Origin of the sequence: Alteromonas gracilis, from assembly GCF_002993325.1 — a bacterium.
In the GTDB taxonomy this organism is placed as follows: domain Bacteria; phylum Pseudomonadota; class Gammaproteobacteria; order Enterobacterales; family Alteromonadaceae; genus Alteromonas; species Alteromonas gracilis.
This window is the reverse complement of sequence record NZ_PVNO01000023.1, coordinates 17689-34945: the sequence shown is the minus strand read 5'-3', so window position 1 is coordinate 34945 and position 17257 is coordinate 17689. Positions and strand designations below refer to the sequence as shown.

The following is a 17257-nucleotide window of genomic DNA, read 5'->3' as shown; positions in this document are numbered from 1 at the left end:
TCTAGGCAGCGGTTTGAAAAAGTGTGCCGACTTAGCTCAGTTGGTAGAGCAACTGACTTGTAATCAGTAGGTCGCCAGTTCGATTCCGGCAGTCGGCACCATTTTTCTTTTTTCCTATGCCAATTTTACGTACACTGGTTCCAATCATCACTTTGGAACTTAATGTATGAGCTATCTATCCAAACTCCTAAAGCCATTACTTACTGCGACTTATATCACAGCGCTGAGCTTTTCTGCGTCTTCTGTAGCTATTGCTCATGGGCATCAAGAGCATAACGCAAACCAAGAAACCGATATCATGGTGATGAACGGTTATGCCAGAGCAACGTTCCCCCTAGCGAAAACCGGTGCGGTTTACTTCACGCTACATAATCAAAGCGATAAAGATAAAATACTGACCAGTGTAACTGTCTCTAAAGAACTGGCCAGCGAAGCGCAAATTCACACTACCGTTATGGAAGGCGATGTTATGAAAATGCGTGAGCTTGCAGATGGTGTAACGATAGGCGCTGGTGAAATGGTGTCATTCGAGTCTGGCGGCTATCACATTATGCTGTTAGGTTTGAACAAAGGCTTAGTTGAAGGCAGTGAATTAAAACTTACCTTAATTTTTGACGGCAATGATGAACTCGGCATTACGCTGCCTGTCAAAAAAGACGATGCGAAAAGTCATCACAACCACCATTAACAATACCAGTCCGCATAGATAATTACCCACTCAGCGAGAGTTAAAATGTTCGTAATCGCGGCGTGTTACCGCAGGTATAGTGGTTCTACATCAAGGTGACACAACAAAGAGTACGGACATTTTAAACTCGCCCTTCGGGAAGGTCTGGCAAGCTTCCTAGCTTCATTCTGGGAATTTGAAAGGGAAACGCCATTCCTACATTCCCACGCTTCGCTAGGAAACTTGCCAGCGCCTTCTGAGTGGGCACTTATCTATGCGGATTGGTATCATAATAACGATGTCTCCATCGAATAAGGCGATAAGCGCAATCAATTTAACCGTTAATCTAAATCAAAATTTCTGTAGTAGTATTAGACTATGATGTTACGGCACAGCTAAATAGCCGAAGCGAAATTCAACAGAGTTGTACACTAAGGAGTGTGAAATGAGCAAGATTGATATTGGTATCTCTGAGAGCGATCGTAATGCAGTAGCAGAAGGTCTCAAAAAGCTGCTGGCAGACTCTTACACATTGTATCTACAGACACATAACTTTCATTGGAACGTTGAAGGCCCGCAGTTCCGCGAACTTCACTTAATGTTTGAAGAGCATTACACCGAACTTGCAGAAGCGGTAGATGAAATCGCAGAGCGTATACGTACCCTAGGTGTAGCCGCTCCTGGTACGTACAAGTCTTTCGCGGAACTAAGTTCAATTGAAGAAGTAGAGGGCGTGCCAGAGGCGACGGAAATGGTTCGTCTGCTCACCCATGGCCACGAGCAAGTAGTAAAAACGTGTAGAGAATCGCTAAAGCTAGCACAAGATGCTGACGACGAGTCATCAGCTGCATTAATTGGCGACCGCATGCGTGTACACGAAAAAACTGCATGGATGCTTCGCGCAACCTTACCTCGATAAAACGATAATATACGTCGATTAATCCCGTAAGGGAGTGAATCCATCAAAAAGGGTACAGCGGGGCTGTACCCTTTTTTGTATACTGCTTTTCAAAGAAAAAACGAAAACGACAATAAAAAAGAGGCGTGTGCAAAAAAGCACAAGCTCTCTTGAACTTTGAGGCCCATTTTTGAATGAAAACAAATATCCCCCAGTCTGGAAATTCTAAGCGAATGTGCAAAATAGCCACTTCAGTTGCGTGTATCGCTACTTTATCTGCTAGCCAGTTTGCACTGGCCCACGGCGACCACGATCACGGCGTAAGTGACGATGAACTCACTGTTACTACTCTGGCAGAGGGACTTGTTCATCCGTGGGGAATGGCATTTTTACCGAATGGTGACATGTTAATTACCGAGCGTGCGGGTGGAATTCAGCGTTTATCGAAAGACGGAACCTTGTCTGGACGACTTGAGAACGTGCCTGACGTTGTAGCGCAAAACCAAGGCGGTATGCTTGATATTGCTATAGACCCAGATTTTGCCAGCAACAACACTATTTATTTTTGTTACAGCAAAGCAAGTGATGTAGCTGATAAACCTGGAAGTAGCAGCAGTGTTGCCAAAGCCACCTTAGCTGACAAAGGCCTTGAAAACGTTCAGGTGATATTTAGCGCCGATTCAATCGTAGATAACGGCTTTCATTTTGGCTGTCGCCTTGCGTTTGATGCTGACAACAAGCTATATGTTGCCATGGGCGATCGCTATAAATACATGAAGGAAGCACAAAATACGAATAACCACTTCGGTAAAATAGTACGTATCAATGCCGATGGTAGCGTACCGCAAGACAATCCGTTTACTGATGGTGATGCGCCTGAAATATTCAGTTATGGCCATCGTAATGTACAAGGAATAACAATCCATCCTGAAACAGGTGCAGTCTGGGCGATGGAACACGGCCCTAAAGGCGGTGATGAAATCAATATCCTCGAAAAAGGGGCGAATTATGGCTGGCCCTCAATAACATACGGTATTGACTATAGCGGTGAAATCATCAGCGATAAGACCCATATGGATGGTATGAAGCAGCCATGGATTTACTGGGATCCATCCATAGCGCCAAGCGGTCTAACTTTTTATCAGGGGGATATGTTCAAAGAGTGGAACGGCGATATATTAGTTGGCTCTTTAAAGTTTACCCACCTTCGTCGAATTGAAGTAGAAAAGGGTGAGGCAGTGGAACAATTTGAATACTTACGAGATAATCAAGCCCGTATTCGTGACGTTGAAGTGGGCCCCGATGGCGCTATCTATTTATTGACTGACGCGCCTGATGGAAAAGTTCTAAAGTTAACTAAGTAGCTGAGTTAGCAAGCACAAAAAAAGCGCCACATCATGTGGCGCTTTTTACATTAAGAACAAACCTTACTCAGTGTCTTTTTCTTTCCTATAGCGCTCAAACCACGCCATGATGTTCCCCACCTTTTGGATTAAACGCGAGGGCCGGCTTGCTATCCCGTGTGACGCTCCCGGGATGCGGACCATAGCAGCATCGACGCCTTGTAACTTCAGCGCCTGGTAATACTGCTCAGACTCACTGATCGGAGTACGGTAGTCAGCCTCACCCGTGAGTAGCATTGTTGGTGTTTTCACGTTACCTACTAAACTCAACGGGCTACGCTTCCAAAGCTTATCTGCAATATTCCAAGGCTTATCAGCCATCCAATATTGACTGAAGAAGGGGTAGGCATCAGCAGTCAGTGCAAAGCTCATCCAGTTAATCACAGGTTTAGCTACTACTGCAGCCCTAAAACGGTCGGTTTTACCAATAGACCAGGCGGTTAATACGCCGCCGCCGGAGCCACCGGTTATGAACAGGTTGTCGCTGTCTACGTAACCGTTCGCTACCACCGCGTCCACCACATCCATTAGGTCGTTGTAGTCCTCAGATGGATAGTTGTGATGAATAAGGTTGCCAAAATCTTCACCGTAAGAGCTACTGCCCCTTGGGTTTGACCATACCACTACGTAGCCCTGCGCAGCCATAAGCTGTATTTCCATCGCAAAGTGAGGACCATAAGCCGCATGCGGGCCGCCGTGAATTTCTAGAATAAGTGGGTACTTTTTGCTGCTATCAAAGTCAGGAGGCAAGGCAATCCACGCGTCAATGGGGCGTTCATCAACGCTAGATACAACAGATAGATCCTGAACTTGAGCAAGTGTCTTGTGTCCTAACGCATCGCTATTTAAATCAGTAAGCTGTGTGTCTTTTTTCCCTTTACGGTAAAGCGCGAGGTCACCAGGGGTGGTTCGGCTCGCCGTTGTGTAAACAATATCGCCTTTATCACTAACAGCGAAATCGCCAGAAGTATAAGGACGCCCAAAGGCTTGGCCACCAAGCGTTACATCAATGGGTTTTATGTCACCTTTTAAATTCACAGTGGCAAGCTTGGTTTCTCCGTGATCAAGGTAAGAAAATACTAAGCCACGACTGTCTCTACGCCACTCAAACTTACCTAAACTTCTATCTAACGCCTCGGTTAAACGAGTAACGTTGCCGCTTTTAAGTTCAAGGACAACGAGGTCGCCATTCTGGTAGGACAGCTTTCTGTCGTTCAGTTGAGTAAAAGCCAGGTACTTACCGTCAGGACTTAACGTAGGGTTGCCCTCAGGCCCTTCAAGATCGGTAACTTGTTCAATATCTGCCGTCTTTACATTCACTTTGTAAATGTCACTAGACAGCGGGTTCAACGCATAGTCTTCTTGGTGTGGGGTGGCGAAGTAAACCCAGTCATTGTCATTCGAAAATGAAAGCGCACCGCCACTTGGGAATTTTCCTGAAGTCAATTGACGTGGCGTACCACCCTCAACAGGCAGCACATAGATTTGGTCAAACCCCTCTCTAAGGTAGCCTCTGCCGTCGCCTCGATATTGTACTGCATCAATATAAGTCGCTTGCTCTGCCCATTGAGCGCCTTCTGGTTTACTTGGCATAGCGGTAAAAATAGGCTTTTGCTTTTCTTGTGTAAATAACGTAAATGCCAGCGATTTACTGTCGTGTGACCAAGTCAATTGGCGAGGCGTTTCACTGGTATTCGTTAGGCGCACAGACTGCATTGTATCTAAATAGTAAAGGTGGAGTTGCCCTCTGCCATTAACTGCCTTCGTGTAGGCCACCATTTTACCATTGGGTGATAACGTCGCTTGAGATAGGCTTTCATCCAAACCAATAAATGGGCGGTGCTCGCCTGATTTTATATCTACCTGCCAAAGCCTACTTTGACGACTGTCCGTCATAATATCCATGCTCTGTCGAGCGTATACCACGGTTTTGTCATCAATAAACTGTGGGCTAGCGACAAACTCTAAATTAAAGGTGTCATCAAAGACGAGTGCATTAGAAGGTACAAGAGAGGCGCTGTCTTCCTGCTCCTGTATTGCATAGGTTTGACTCGCACTAACGGCAAGTAATGAAAACGCTGTGGATGTGGCTAAAAAGCCTTTTCGGATAGACCGAGAAGTAAAGCGAAACGCAGACATGGTGGTTCCTTTTTATTGTTCTGGCGCAGAGCGCGATAGCGTTGGCGATTGTTGCCATTGACTGAGCGTTAACATCAGCCAAGCAGGGCAAGCCTTGTCTTAAACATATCGCTTTCGTTTCTCGTATGTAAAGAGTGTGCGGTGAAGACGCGAAATAACGTGTTAAAAAGAGCGTTGTCTTATTGTTTATCTTCCCATTTTTCCTCTCTTTACTTTTGCTTTCCCCTTAGACTGATTTTGCCCGTCAGAATATCTTTAAACATCACCCAGTCACCAATTAGGCTGTAAATAGGGTGCTTGAAAGTGGCAGGACGATTTTTCTCAAAAAAGAAATGACCGACCCAAGCGAAACCATAGCCCACTGAAGGAATTGCCCACAATATAGCCCAGTTGCCGGTTATGAAAGCGGCAGCAATTACGCCTAAAACTAACCATGAACCAATGAAGTGAAGAGTTCGGCATGTTGCGTCTCTATGTTCATTTAGGTAGAAAGGATAAAAGGCTTTAAACGAAGTAAATTCAGTATTCTCGCTGGTTTGTGTAGTCATAAACCCCTCTCAGTCTAGGTGTAACAGCAAAACTTCACACTACATTAACATTTCACTTCATAACAAATAGTCGTCAATCCGACAAAGGTAAAGGCTTTATTCACGCTAAGCTAACCTTGTAATTTATCTATTACTGCCCCATATTCCACACAACATAAGAAATTAAAGGCCTGCGTTATGGAAAATCTCGTTGCAAATAGCCAAGCAACTATTGTTGATATTACGGTAGAAAACTTTCAACAAATTATTATTGAAGCATCTCAAGAGAAGCTGGTGCTCATCGACTTTTGGGCTGACTGGTGCGAGCCGTGCAAAGATCTCATGCCTATTCTTGAGAAGTTAGCGGGTGAATATAGCCAGCACCTAATCTTGGCGAAAGTAGATTGTGAAGCGCAACAAGAAGTTGCCGCGCAGTTCGGTATTAGAAGTCTACCTACAGTAATGGTGGTTCAAAATGGTCAGCCAGTCGATGGCTTTGCTGGCGTTCAGCCTGAACAGCAAATTCGCGAAATGCTTTCTAAGTACCTTCCTAATCCAGAAGATGATTTGCTTGCTACTGCGGGTAAGGCCATTCAGCAAGGTGAATACGCAGAAGCACTTCCAGCGGCCAAAGAAGCGTTGACGCTTAATCCTGATAACGTTAATGCTAAGTATATGCTTATTGACTGCTACATTGAGACAGGGTCAGTTGACACTGCGAAAGCGTTACTTGAAGAGATTAAGTTGGTCGACCAAGACTCTCGCTACAAAAGCTTAGCGGGCAAAATTGAGTTGGCAGAGCAGGCGGCTGATACTCCGGAGATTCGTAATCTTCAAGCGGCGGTAGATGCTAATCCTGATGACCTTCAACTAAAAGTAGACTTAGCCGTGCAGTTGCATCAAGCAAACAAATCTCAAGATGCGCTAGCGCTTCTCTACAGCGTGCTGAAAAAAGAACTCGGCTTTGGTGATGCAAGAAAGCTAATGATGGATATGATAAATGCGCTGGCAGATGGAGATCCGCTTAAGTCAGAATATCGTCGTAAGGTCTACAGCCTTCTGTACTAACCAGCGCCGTCTATAATTAAACACCGATAAACGGCCTTTAATCAGCAGGCTACATAAAGCACTATGGTTTTACTATAGGTGAAAACCCTTCTTTATGTAGCCAATTAAGCGCGTCGAAGTACTTGTGGAAATATTCTCGTTCGTAGTTATTACTGATGAAGTCGCGATGTTTTGACGGGTGAGTTCGCTCTAACTGAGCACGTTTTACCATCCCAATATCTAAGACATAAGCTGAACGGGTCAACCCCTGGGTAATGTTGACTTTTATCGCTTCGGTTAGCCGGGTTTGGCACTCAGGGGTAGATAGCACCCATCGCCGAGCGTCCATTAACGCTGCCCAAGGTTTGCTATCAAAAGTGCTAATGATGTCATGCATTTCTTCTACGAAGAATTCAGTGGTTTTCAAGTTCCATGCGCCTGTTGCGAACACTTCAAGTACGTTACCTGATATATCCAAAGAGTAATTTCCATATTTAGGGAAACGCATAAAAAACCTTTTTATAGATCCACTGATATAAGACTAACCATTAAATCGAGAAACACAAACTCGTTTTTGAAATGTCAGCTACGGATGTGGATTCCACACTTGTTTGACAAACATCAGAAATAACATCAATTCACATAGATTGGGCAAAACTATTTACACTTTAATTGTAAATAAATGTTATCGGCTTTAGTCAGCGCCGTGCGCGCACCACGGAACTTTGATACTGTTTACTCGGTTATTTATTTTGCACGGTTTTACACGTAGGTAGCAGGCATGTCATATCAAAAGTTTTACACGGGTTTTCTTAACGCGAATAAACATAAACAACACTATGCCTGTCACAGTCATTATTTTTGGCCAGACTGTACCCGTGACGCAATGTTGGAATACTGGGATGACAGCGCAACGTATGTAGATGAAAAGTGGAGATACTTCTTCGAAACACTTGTCCCAGAACTACAGCATCGCATTAGCGATATCCTAAACACGGGTGCCCCAGAGCAAATTGTCTTTGCGCCCAATACCCATGAACTACTGTACCGCATTATGAGTTGTATCGACTCGTCTGGGCCTTATAAAGTGGTATCGACAGACAGCGAGTTCCATAGTTTCCAGCGTCAGGCCAGTAGAATGCAAGAGCAAGGCACGATAGAACTCATTACCGTGCCTACTAAACCTTTCGACACCTTCTCTTCACGGTTTATGACAGCTATTGCCGAGCATAATCCAGAGTTAGTTTTCTTTAGCCAAGTATTCTTCAACTCGGGTTATGTTGTAGACGACGTGGCTGATATTGTAAACAGCGTTACCAATAACGACACATTAGTGGTAGTCGATGGGTATCATGGCTTTATGGCAAAACCCACGAATTTAAAAGCCATAGCTCACCGCGCTTTTTATCTATCTGGTAGTTATAAATACGCTCAAGCAGGAGAGGGCGCATGCTTTGCACATGTGCCCACAGGATGCGATTTAAGACCGGTTTATACAGGTTGGTTTGCTGAGTTTGGTGAGCTAGACAAGCCTCGCGAAGCAGGTGGAAAGGAAAGCGTTCCCTACAGTCTTGATGGAATGCGGTTTGCGGGCGCAACAATGGACTTTACAGCCCTATATCGTCTAAGAGCGGTACTTCGCATGTTTGAGCAGAATGATATCAGTGTCGAAACGGTTAATGGCCATGTGATGGGCATGCAGCGTATATTTTTAGACAAGCTGGCTGAATACAATCATCCGCTACTCAATGAAGAAAACTTGGTGGTAAGGGATGCATCAAAAAGAGGGCACTTTTTGACGTTCGAATTAGAGGATGCTGACGTTACAAAACAACTAGCGTTAACCCTTAAATCACACCATATTCTTACCGACTTTCGAGGCAACCGCTTACGGTTTGGTTTTGGTCTCTATCACACGGCAGACTACATTGACCTCGCTGCACTTTCCAAGATGGTCTAGACCGTCAATGAAGCATTAACGAAAGGAAAAAATATGGAGTGGCTTTTGCCCGCAGTGGCGCTGGTTTTAATTATCGAGGGAATTGGCCCGCTGCTCTTTCCCAATAAATGGCGAAATTATCTACAAGAAATCAGTCAGCAGCCAACCAATCAGCTTCGTCAAATCGGCGGTACGCTGGTTATTCTAGGTGCGCTTTTATTGTTTTATTTTAGCTAGTAGCAGTTAACATGCCGTCGCTTTACTTTTTTATCTCTTGCTCTCTTGGTGAGTGAAATTTCAAAGTGAAACTGCCACTGTCTCTGTGTTGCTTGAAAATCATTCGGCGCGTGAATAAACGTGGTTGAAGAAATCGTTCACATCCAACGGTTTTTAAAAGCAAAAATAAAATAGTGGTATTTTTGTTCGAAAAAGGGGTGATCCTTGCCCTAGAATTTTGTAGAATCCCCGCCTAATTTTCTTACACATATGATTCATGGCAAAGAACGTTGTGGTACTCGGCACTCAATGGGGTGACGAGGGTAAAGGCAAGGTCGTAGACCTACTCACTGATCGCGCAAAATATGTTGTTCGCTACCAAGGCGGGCACAATGCAGGTCACACTCTAGTTATCGACGGTGAAAAAACCGTACTTCACTTAATCCCATCAGGCATCCTACGCGATAACGTTACCTGTATTATTGGTAACGGTGTTGTGCTTAGCCCAGACGCACTAATGAAAGAAATGACCATGCTTGAAGAGCGTGGCGTTCCAGTGCGCGAGCGATTAAAGATTAGTGAAGCTTGTCCGCTTATTCTTCCTTATCACATTGCGTTAGACGTCGCGCGCGAAAAAGCACGTGGTGCGAAAGCAATTGGTACGACCGGTCGTGGTATCGGTCCTGCGTATGAAGATAAAGTTGCTCGCCGCGGTTTACGCGTTGGTGACCTATTTAACGCAGAAGACTTCGCAGCTAAGCTAAAAGAAGTGCTAGATGTTCATAACTTCACGCTTACGCAATACTATGGCGAAGAAGCAGTAGACTTTGATGAAACCTTAAAAGGTGCAATGGAAGTTGCTGACATCCTTAAAGCGATGGTTGTCGATGTAACTGACGAGCTAGACAAAGCGGACAAAGCAGGTTTACCTATCATGTTTGAAGGTGCCCAGGGCACACTTCTAGACATTGACCACGGTACTTACCCTTATGTTACGTCGTCAAACACTACCGTTGGTGGTGTAGCGACGGGTGCTGGCTTTGGCCCACTTAAACTAGATTACGTATTGGGTATCGTTAAAGCATACACCACGCGTGTAGGCTCAGGTCCTTTCCCTACTGAATTAGATTGCGAAGTAGGTGAGCACTTAGGTGTTAAAGGTCACGAGTTTGGCGCTACTACAGGTCGTAAGCGCCGTACGGGTTGGTTCGACGCCGTTGCGATGAAGCGCGCAGTACAAATTAACTCTATCACTGGGTTCTGCTTAACCAAGCTTGACGTACTAGACGGCCTTGAAAGCCTTCAAATTTGTGTTGGCTACAAAGATGCAGACGGCAATGTGAAAGATGTACCACCTATGGCAGCTGACGGTTACGACAAAGTAACGCCAGTTTATGAAGAAATGCCAGGTTGGACAGACAACACTTTCGGTGTAACTGAGTTTGAAGCCCTTCCTCAAGCGGCGAAAAACTACATTAAGCGTCTTGAAGAACTAACAGGTGTTCCGGTTGATATCGTTTCAACAGGCCCTGACAGAAACGAAACTATCGTTTTACGTAGCCCATACGACGCGTAATAACGCCACGTTGAATACCTTCAAAAGCCCAGTTTTCACTGGGCTTTTTTATTTGTTTATTCTTATGGATTTCCAGTAAGTTCTCTTTGTCTAGCGTCCGTCCGCTATACATCTTCATTCCGCTTACGGACGGTTAGACACGTTCGCATTAAACATTAATTAACATTTTAGTTGCGTTGTCTTCGAACATCCCTATTAATATAAGATAGTATCAGTTAATTATTGCGCTGCTTTGCCCGGCAACAACCTTAAGATGAACCATAGAATTGTTGTAGTGGGTGTTATGCTATCGGAGCCTTCTTATGCCAAATAGACCTTCTCTTCACGCAGTAGAAACTGGCGTGTGCTTTGTTGACGTTGTTCACAAACTTAACGACAGTTTTGATACTGGTAAAACTCAGTCCCTGGAGTGGCGTAAAAGTCAGCTTAAGGCATTAGAAACCCTGCTTAAAGACAACCAGCACGATATTTTGCAGGCACTTAAAAATGATTTGGGTAAATGTAAAACCGAAGCCATGGTAGCGGAACAAGGCTTCCTGCTTTCTGATATCAAGCATACGCTGAAGCATCTTGATAAATGGGCAAAGCCACGCAAAGTATCTACCCCCATGGTGGCGTGGCCGGGTAAAAGCTTTCGAAAACCAGAGCCCCTTGGCACTGTGCTCATCATCGGTGCGTGGAATTATCCACTCCAGTTGTTACTTGCCCCTTATATCGCTGCTATTGCAGCGGGCAACTGTGCGGTATTAAAACCCTCAGAACTGGCCGAAGAAACCTCGTCGCTGGTGGCTAAGCTTATCCCTCAATATATGGATAACTCATGCGTTGCCGTAATAGAGGGCGGTAAAGATGAAGCGACGGCGCTGCTGGCGTGCAAGTGGGACCATATTTTCTATACTGGCGGAGAAGCCGTAGGCAAAATTGTAATGAGCGCAGCGGCCAAAAACCTTACGCCAGTCACTCTTGAACTCGGTGGAAAAAGCCCTTGCTTTGTTGATAAGCACACAAATCTTACGGTAACGGCGCGCCGTTTAGTGTGGGGAAAATGGATGAATGCGGGACAAACCTGTATTGCCCCTGATTATGTCATTGTAGAAAAGGGCTTTGAGCAAAAGCTTATTGATGCGGTAAAAAAAGAGCTGAAAAAACAGTACGGCAAAGTACCACTGTCGTCACCGGATTACGGCAATATAGTTAATCATCGCCACCTAAAACGCCTTGAAAGCTACCTTGAAAACGTGAATGTGGTATATGGCGGAGAGACAGATGCATCCCGCCCTGCGATGGCTCCCACGCTCGTGTTAGCGCCATCGTTAGATTGCCCGTTAATGAAAGAAGAGATTTTCGGCCCCATTTTACCTATTATCACAGTTGATAATATGGACGCGGGCATTAAGCTTGTGACCAGCAGGCCTAAGCCGCTCGCCCTTTATGCATTTAGCGACAAGGATGAGGTGCTCGATAACATTATCAGTAAAACCAGTTCGGGCAGCGTGTGTACTAACGACACTATGCTGTTTATGACAAACCCTGAGTTGCCGTTTGGCGGTGTGGGAAATAGCGGCATGGGTAGCTACCACGGGCAAGCAGGCTTTGATACATTCAGTCATATTAAAACGGTAATGAAGCGCTCATTCGCGCTCGACGTGTTCTTTCGTTATGCGCCGTTTTCTAAATTCAAATTATCGCTACTTAAGAAGTTTTTATAACAGGAGTTTTCATGGTTCAACCTTTTCACCTTGCCATACCGGTCACTAATTTAACCGACGCCGAAGCGTTCTACGGTGAATTGTTGGGTTGTGAAAAGGGCCGCAGTGACACCCAGTGGATAGACTGGAATTTTTTCGGCCACCAGTTAGTAACGCACTGCGTAGAGGCTATGCCTTCGCCGCCTGCTTACAACGGGGTAGACAATCATGCTGTGCCAGTACCGCATTTTGGCGTTGTGTTAACCATGAACGATTGGCAAGCTCTGGCAAGCAAGCTAGAAGCTGCCAATATTGAATTTGTTATCGCACCTTACATTCGCTTTAAAGGAAAACCGGGCGAACAAGCTACCATGTTTTTCAAAGACCCTTTCGGTAACGCATTGGAGTTCAAAGCGTTCGCAGATATTTCTCAGCTTTTTGCTAAGCAATAATTAGTGTTTGTTGATCTCTGCTTTACATCAAAGGTCAACAAATTCTAGGCTAGCGGTTTTTCCGTTTCGGTTTGAAGCGTTTATACAAAAGCGCAACGCCTGTAAGCGTGAACAAAAAGGCGCAGCCCGAAAAAGCAATTAACCACGGCGTATTGAAGTTACTTCTGTCGTTATAGTCCATAATGTGCAGCATCCACATGAAATCAAACAGACGCCATGTGTCGGTACGTACTCGTAGAACGCTGCCTGTGTTTGGGTCGATATAAAACCGCGAATTAAGGTCGTCGTTAAAGCTCACCTGCCATAACGGGGCTGACAAATTCTGTACCTCTTGAGGCAACACGCTCAATAGCTGCATTTCACCAATATCGGCAGTACCCGTATATTGCTCTTTTGCCGCTTCGCGAATAGCACTCTCTCGCATGGTTTGTAAAGGTTCACCCGTTAACGCGCTGTAGCGGTAGGCAGTGTTGTCATCCACGACATGATAAACAGGAATAGCATCGAGCGTATCTGGGGAAGCATGGCCTACTTCATTTATACGATGAGTGAGTGAAAGAACTGCAGCGCTACTGTGGTGGCGCAAAATGTCAGAGGGGGTAACCGTAGCATTGTGCCACGACGTGGTGACGGCGTGTTTTAAGTGGTTGCCCCTTACCTCATCGATAGGTAACCAGGCCATTACCAAGCCGCTTAAAAACCATAGACCTATTTGAACAAATAGAATTAAACCCAGGTAGTTGTGCGCCTTGCGCATAAATTTCATCATCACGTTTTTGGTTTTATGATCAAAAGGCTATAACATCAGAAATTACTAACCGAGTAAATTAATAAAGAGAGTGGTTTTGAATAAAGCATTAGTGCTAGTAGATGTACAAAACGTATATTACACATGTCGTCAGGCGCATAAACGCAACTTTAATTACAACCAGTTTTGGCGTGAACTTAGCTACAACTTAGACATAACACATGCCTTCGCGTACGCCATTGACAGAGGTGACAGCAAGCAGCGTGAATTTCAAAATATTCTTCGTGCTATTGGGTTTGAAGTAAAGTTAAAGCCTTTCATTCAACGTGCTGACGGTTCAGCTAAAGGCGATTGGGATGTGGGGATTACGGTAGATGCGCTAGAACACGCCGACGATGTTGATGAGGTCATTCTGGTGTCGGGCGACGGCGATTTCGATATCTTGGTAAACGCGCTCAAAGGAAAAGGGAAAACCGTAACGGTTTACGGTGTTCCCGGTTTAACCGCAGAAAGTATTCAAAAAGTGGCGTCTAAGTACGTGCCTATCGACACCACGCTCTTGCTCTAGTCTTCAGCTACCACTTTGTTTAAGACGAGGCTAATAACGCTGAGCCCCTATAGCTCAGCTAAAAGTCTCAGCTAAAAGTCTCAGCTAAAACTGCCCAGCTATTAAGACTCGAATTAATATAGCGGTGCTAATACGGTTGCACTAATATGGCTGAATCAGGCTCTTACCTCGTCCGCTTTTTTCAGATGCGGCTTCTACGCCCTCTTTAGTGCGCTTAATTAAATGCACATCACCAAAGCGACGGTTATCTATGGTATAGCCTATTGCTTTTAGCTCATTCACCGTTGCCTCTGTAAACCCGTCGTGCATACGAATAGTGTCTTTGGGCAATAGCTGGTGATGAAAGCGTGGTGAGTTCACGGCTTCTTCGGCGCTCATATCGTAAAGCAGGGCATTAAGTAGCGACTGAGCTACTGAAGAAATGATGGTGGTGCCGCCCGGAGAGCCCGTTACCAGAACCACTTGGTCGTCTTTAGTAACAAGCGTTGGTGTCATAGAAGACAGCATGCGCTTGTAAGGTTCAATAGCATTTGCTTCACCACCTACAGCGCCAAAGAAGTTAGGCACACCAGGCTTAGCACTAAAATCGTCCATTTCATCATTCAATAAAAAGCCAGCGCCAGTCACTACAACACCACTACCAAAAGTAAGGTTGATGGTCGTTGTATTCGCAACGGCATTACCCCATCTGTCCATTATGGAGAAGTGTGTTGTATCTTCGCTTTCTTTCAAGCCAGGCTTAATGCTTGGGGTATCCGAAATGCTGGTAGGCTGAATATCAGCTGCGCGCTCAGTAATATAGTTAGCGTCTGTGAGCGCTTTTACTGGAACACTAACAAAATCAGGATCGCCCATATATTCAGCGCGATCGGCAAACACGCGCTTACCAATTTCTGACATCACGTGAATGTATTCAGTGCTGTTTTGCGCTGGCAAATCGTGGGTGGCGTCATAGGCTTCTAGCATGCCAATCCACTGGGCTACGGCAACACCGCCAGAACTTGGAGGAGGTGCGGTCACCAGCTCATAACCTTGCCAGTTTAAATGAAGAGGTTTGCGCCATGCTGCTTTGTAAGCCAGTAAATCTTCATAGGTAATAAGGCCGCCATTTTGCTGCATAAAATCAACAATGTGCTTTGCTACATCGCCTTTGTAAAAGCCATCCTTTCCCTGTTGCTGAATGGCTTTAAGCGTCTTCGCTAGCTCCGGCTGTTTGAAAGTAGTGCCGGCTTTAGCGCGTGCAAAATACTCGCTGAAGTTATTATTGATACCTTCTTCTTCGGCGCGTTCAATATAGTGAGCAATGTTATTAGCCAGTTTTTCGTGAACCACAAAACCTTGTTCGGCTAAATCTACTGCGGGCGCGAGAAGGCGCTCCCAATCCAATGTGCCGTATTTTTTATGCGCTGCCCACATGCCTGCTACGGTACCGGGAATGCCAGACGCTTTAGCCCCAAACAAGGATTCGTAAGGTTTTACATTACCTTGCTCGTCAAGATACATATCGCGATGGGCATTTTCAGGCGCCATTTCGCGGTAATCTAGAAAGTCGGTGCTATCTTCAAACTTTATTGTCATAAAGCCACCACCGCCTACATTGCCCGCCTCTGGCAGTGTCACGGCTAAAACAAACTGTGCTGTGATAGCAGCGTCAATGGCATTACCACCTTCTTGGAGTACCTGCATTGCGGCATCGGCGCTATAGCTGTCAGGCATGGCAACGGCCTGCTGGCTTATGCCAACAGTGGTGCTGTTCGTGTTATCTACTGTGTTATTTGGTGCGTGGGAACAGGCCACCACTACAGAAATAACCGCTAAGATCATTATCCGTTTTATCATGTAAGAACTCCTTGCTGAAAATTTGCGACTCATTTTTTACTGGTAATATTTAGCAGTTAATCGACGCTATCACTATGTCTATGCTTTCTGGATTAGCCAAGCATCACTAAACTCGCGATAAAATAGGCGATAAGTGTAAGTGCGCCCGCAAATAGAGCGTAAGGGAACTGAGTTTTAACGTGAGTTAATACGTCAGTACCTGCTGCCAGCGACGATACAGCCGTTGTGTCGGAAATAGGTGAACAGTGATCGCCAAATATGCCGCCCCCCAAAATAGCGCCAATAACCAGTGACGGGGGTAACCCTAAACTTTGAATCAGCGGTACCCCAATGGGTATAAGGATGGCGAAGGTGCCCCACGACGTGCCTGTGGTGAACGACATGATCGCCCCGGCAATAAATAGCATGGGAACAATGAGCACTAAAGGAAGGTACTCTCCTACTATGCCCGCAACAAACACACCTGTTCCAAGTACCTTAAGGCTATTGCCCAAAGTTAACGACAGTAACACTATGGTCACTAGAGGAAGTAGTTCACCCATCCCTTTAAAACCAATTTCTACCGCTTCCTTATGGGTAAAACGTTTGTGGATTAAGAGCAGGCCATAGGCGATGGCAGTGGCTAGAGCCGTAGCGTAAAGTACAGACTTGCTACCGCTACCTTCAGACAATACGCCATTACCTGTCCAGAACATGAAGCCAACCATGCTTAATACCATTATTATCAGTGGTACCAACATAAAACGTGCCTTGGTGGCCGGTTCAGTCGTTTGGTTAACCTCTACATGCGTGAGCGCTTTTTCTTCTTCAGCCATTGGGCCGTGCACTTTGTCAGCGGAAATTGTGTAAGCCACAATAAGTAAGGTGAAGATAGCGTAAAAGTTGAAAAACACGCTGCCCCATAAAATGGATGCCGACGAAGCAGGTAGCTCGTAGGCATCTAGCAGGCTGAGTATAAATGCCCCCCAGCCGTTCAATAAAATCAAAATACAAACGGGCGCGCTGGTGGAATCAATTATGTAAGCTAAGCGCGCGCGGCTCATGCCGAAGCGATCAAACAGACCTCGGGCGAATATGCCGGCAGTGAGCACACTTAAGTTTGATTCAATGAATACAGCGATACCGGTGAACATAGTCAAACTACCCACTTGCCTGCGGCTTTTCGCTACTCCCTTGTTAACAAGAAAGTTAACCGTTGCCGTTACGCCGCCAGAGTCACGTATAAATGCGAGCAATGCACCAACCAATACTGAAAAAATCAGCACCCTTGTATTGCCTGGGCTAGCGGCGGTATCAACCACGCGCTCTATGGCATTAATAGGCGCCATATAGCTTGTAGCGATATCAGCATTGACTAGAATCAACGCTTCCGCGCACAGAACAGCCAGCGCTAATGCGAGTATGACTTCTTTTTTCCAAAAAACGACGGCAATCGCCACAAGAGGGGGGATGACTGACATCCAATCCATACTTCTTTCCAAACTTAAATTTATGTGTGCCTAGGGCTAGTTGAGCTTTGATAAGTCACTACGCTCTACTTGCCCTATAGG

General features: G+C 45.5%; 17 protein-coding genes and 1 tRNA gene. 11 read left to right on the top strand and 7 right to left on the bottom strand.

Annotated features, from left to right (window positions below; all coding sequences use genetic code 11):
- The first annotated feature begins 25 nt into the window (after nucleotides 1-25).
- Together C6Y39_RS06430 and C6Y39_RS06425 are read left to right on the top strand one after the other, a co-directional pair.
- A tRNA-Thr gene (locus tag C6Y39_RS06430) sits at nucleotides 26-101 on the top strand.
- Between the two features lie 65 nt (nucleotides 102-166).
- Nucleotides 167-688, top strand: a complete 522-nt coding sequence (locus tag C6Y39_RS06425) for a copper chaperone PCu(A)C (protein ID WP_105930479.1) — start codon at nucleotides 167-169, stop codon at nucleotides 686-688.
- Nucleotides 689-809: 121 nt separating this feature from the next.
- On the opposite strand, the gene C6Y39_RS18950 is transcribed toward C6Y39_RS06425, so the two are convergent.
- Nucleotides 810-935, bottom strand: a complete 126-nt coding sequence (locus C6Y39_RS18950) for a hypothetical protein (RefSeq protein ID WP_276309288.1) — start codon at nucleotides 933-935, stop codon at nucleotides 810-812.
- 177 nt (nucleotides 936-1112) lie between these two features.
- On the opposite strand from C6Y39_RS18950, the gene C6Y39_RS06420 reads away from it, so the two are divergent.
- Nucleotides 1113-1586: a Dps family protein gene (locus C6Y39_RS06420; RefSeq protein ID WP_105930478.1), complete on the top strand. Its 474-nt coding sequence runs from the start codon at nucleotides 1113-1115 to the stop codon at nucleotides 1584-1586.
- Nucleotides 1587-1759: 173 nt separating this feature from the next.
- Entirely contained in the window at nucleotides 1760-2929 is a 1170-nt protein-coding gene (locus C6Y39_RS06415) for a PQQ-dependent sugar dehydrogenase (RefSeq protein ID WP_105930477.1), read from the top strand.
- 63 nt (nucleotides 2930-2992) lie between these two features.
- Here the strand turns inward: C6Y39_RS06415 and C6Y39_RS06410 are convergent, their stop codons facing one another.
- Both C6Y39_RS06410 and C6Y39_RS06405 read right to left on the bottom strand, forming a co-directional pair.
- Nucleotides 2993-5107, bottom strand: coding sequence for a S9 family peptidase (locus C6Y39_RS06410; RefSeq protein WP_105930476.1), 2115 nt, complete (start codon nucleotides 5105-5107; stop codon nucleotides 2993-2995).
- 209 nt (nucleotides 5108-5316) lie between these two features.
- A complete protein-coding gene (locus C6Y39_RS06405) occupies nucleotides 5317-5655 on the bottom strand; it encodes an Mpo1-like protein (protein WP_105930475.1) in 339 nt (112 codons plus the stop codon).
- Nucleotides 5656-5832: 177 nt separating this feature from the next.
- Here C6Y39_RS06405 and trxA point away from each other — a divergent pair, with 177 nt between their 5' ends.
- Nucleotides 5833-6702: a thioredoxin gene (gene trxA, locus C6Y39_RS06400; RefSeq protein ID WP_105930474.1), complete on the top strand. Its 870-nt coding sequence runs from the start codon at nucleotides 5833-5835 to the stop codon at nucleotides 6700-6702.
- Between the two features lie 61 nt (nucleotides 6703-6763).
- Here trxA and C6Y39_RS06395 read toward each other — a convergent pair whose 3' ends face one another.
- The gene (locus C6Y39_RS06395; protein WP_105930473.1) at nucleotides 6764-7189 is read right to left on the bottom strand and encodes a hypothetical protein; all 426 of its coding nucleotides are present in this window, start codon (nucleotides 7187-7189) and stop codon (nucleotides 6764-6766) included.
- A 273-nt stretch (nucleotides 7190-7462) separates the two neighbouring features.
- On the opposite strand from C6Y39_RS06395, the gene C6Y39_RS06390 reads away from it, so the two are divergent.
- The 5 genes from C6Y39_RS06390 to C6Y39_RS06370 all read left to right on the top strand — a co-directional run bounded on the left by C6Y39_RS06390 (nucleotide 7463) and on the right by C6Y39_RS06370 (nucleotide 12552).
- On the top strand, nucleotides 7463-8641 hold the full coding sequence (locus tag C6Y39_RS06390) for an aminotransferase class V-fold PLP-dependent enzyme (protein WP_105930472.1): 1179 nt from the start codon (nucleotides 7463-7465) through the stop codon (nucleotides 8639-8641).
- A gap of 33 nt (nucleotides 8642-8674) precedes the next feature.
- Entirely contained in the window at nucleotides 8675-8857 is a 183-nt protein-coding gene (locus C6Y39_RS06385) for a DUF2065 domain-containing protein (RefSeq protein ID WP_105930471.1), read from the top strand.
- Between the two features lie 256 nt (nucleotides 8858-9113).
- The gene (locus C6Y39_RS06380) at nucleotides 9114-10412 is read left to right on the top strand and encodes an adenylosuccinate synthase (RefSeq protein WP_105930470.1); all 1299 of its coding nucleotides are present in this window, start codon (nucleotides 9114-9116) and stop codon (nucleotides 10410-10412) included.
- A 302-nt stretch (nucleotides 10413-10714) separates the two neighbouring features.
- The gene (locus C6Y39_RS06375; protein WP_105930469.1) at nucleotides 10715-12121 is read left to right on the top strand and encodes an aldehyde dehydrogenase family protein; all 1407 of its coding nucleotides are present in this window, start codon (nucleotides 10715-10717) and stop codon (nucleotides 12119-12121) included.
- 11 nt (nucleotides 12122-12132) lie between these two features.
- Nucleotides 12133-12552, top strand: coding sequence for a VOC family protein (locus tag C6Y39_RS06370; RefSeq protein ID WP_105930468.1), 420 nt, complete (start codon nucleotides 12133-12135; stop codon nucleotides 12550-12552).
- Nucleotides 12553-12601: 49 nt separating this feature from the next.
- On the opposite strand, the gene C6Y39_RS06365 is transcribed toward C6Y39_RS06370, so the two are convergent.
- Nucleotides 12602-13309, bottom strand: a complete 708-nt coding sequence (locus C6Y39_RS06365) for a PepSY domain-containing protein (protein WP_240618824.1) — start codon at nucleotides 13307-13309, stop codon at nucleotides 12602-12604.
- An 88-nt stretch (nucleotides 13310-13397) separates the two neighbouring features.
- Between C6Y39_RS06365 and C6Y39_RS06360 the strand changes: the two genes are divergently transcribed.
- Complete coding sequence (locus C6Y39_RS06360; RefSeq protein WP_105930593.1) at nucleotides 13398-13868, top strand: LabA-like NYN domain-containing protein; 471 nt, start codon at nucleotides 13398-13400, stop codon at nucleotides 13866-13868.
- A 141-nt stretch (nucleotides 13869-14009) separates the two neighbouring features.
- Here the strand turns inward: C6Y39_RS06360 and ggt are convergent, their stop codons facing one another.
- Complete coding sequence (gene ggt, locus C6Y39_RS06355) at nucleotides 14010-15707, bottom strand: gamma-glutamyltransferase (protein ID WP_105930466.1); 1698 nt, start codon at nucleotides 15705-15707, stop codon at nucleotides 14010-14012.
- Between the two features lie 92 nt (nucleotides 15708-15799).
- On the bottom strand, nucleotides 15800-17176 hold the full coding sequence (locus C6Y39_RS06350) for a Na+/H+ antiporter NhaC family protein (RefSeq protein WP_105930465.1): 1377 nt from the start codon (nucleotides 17174-17176) through the stop codon (nucleotides 15800-15802).
- Between the last annotated feature and the right edge of the window lie 81 nt (nucleotides 17177-17257).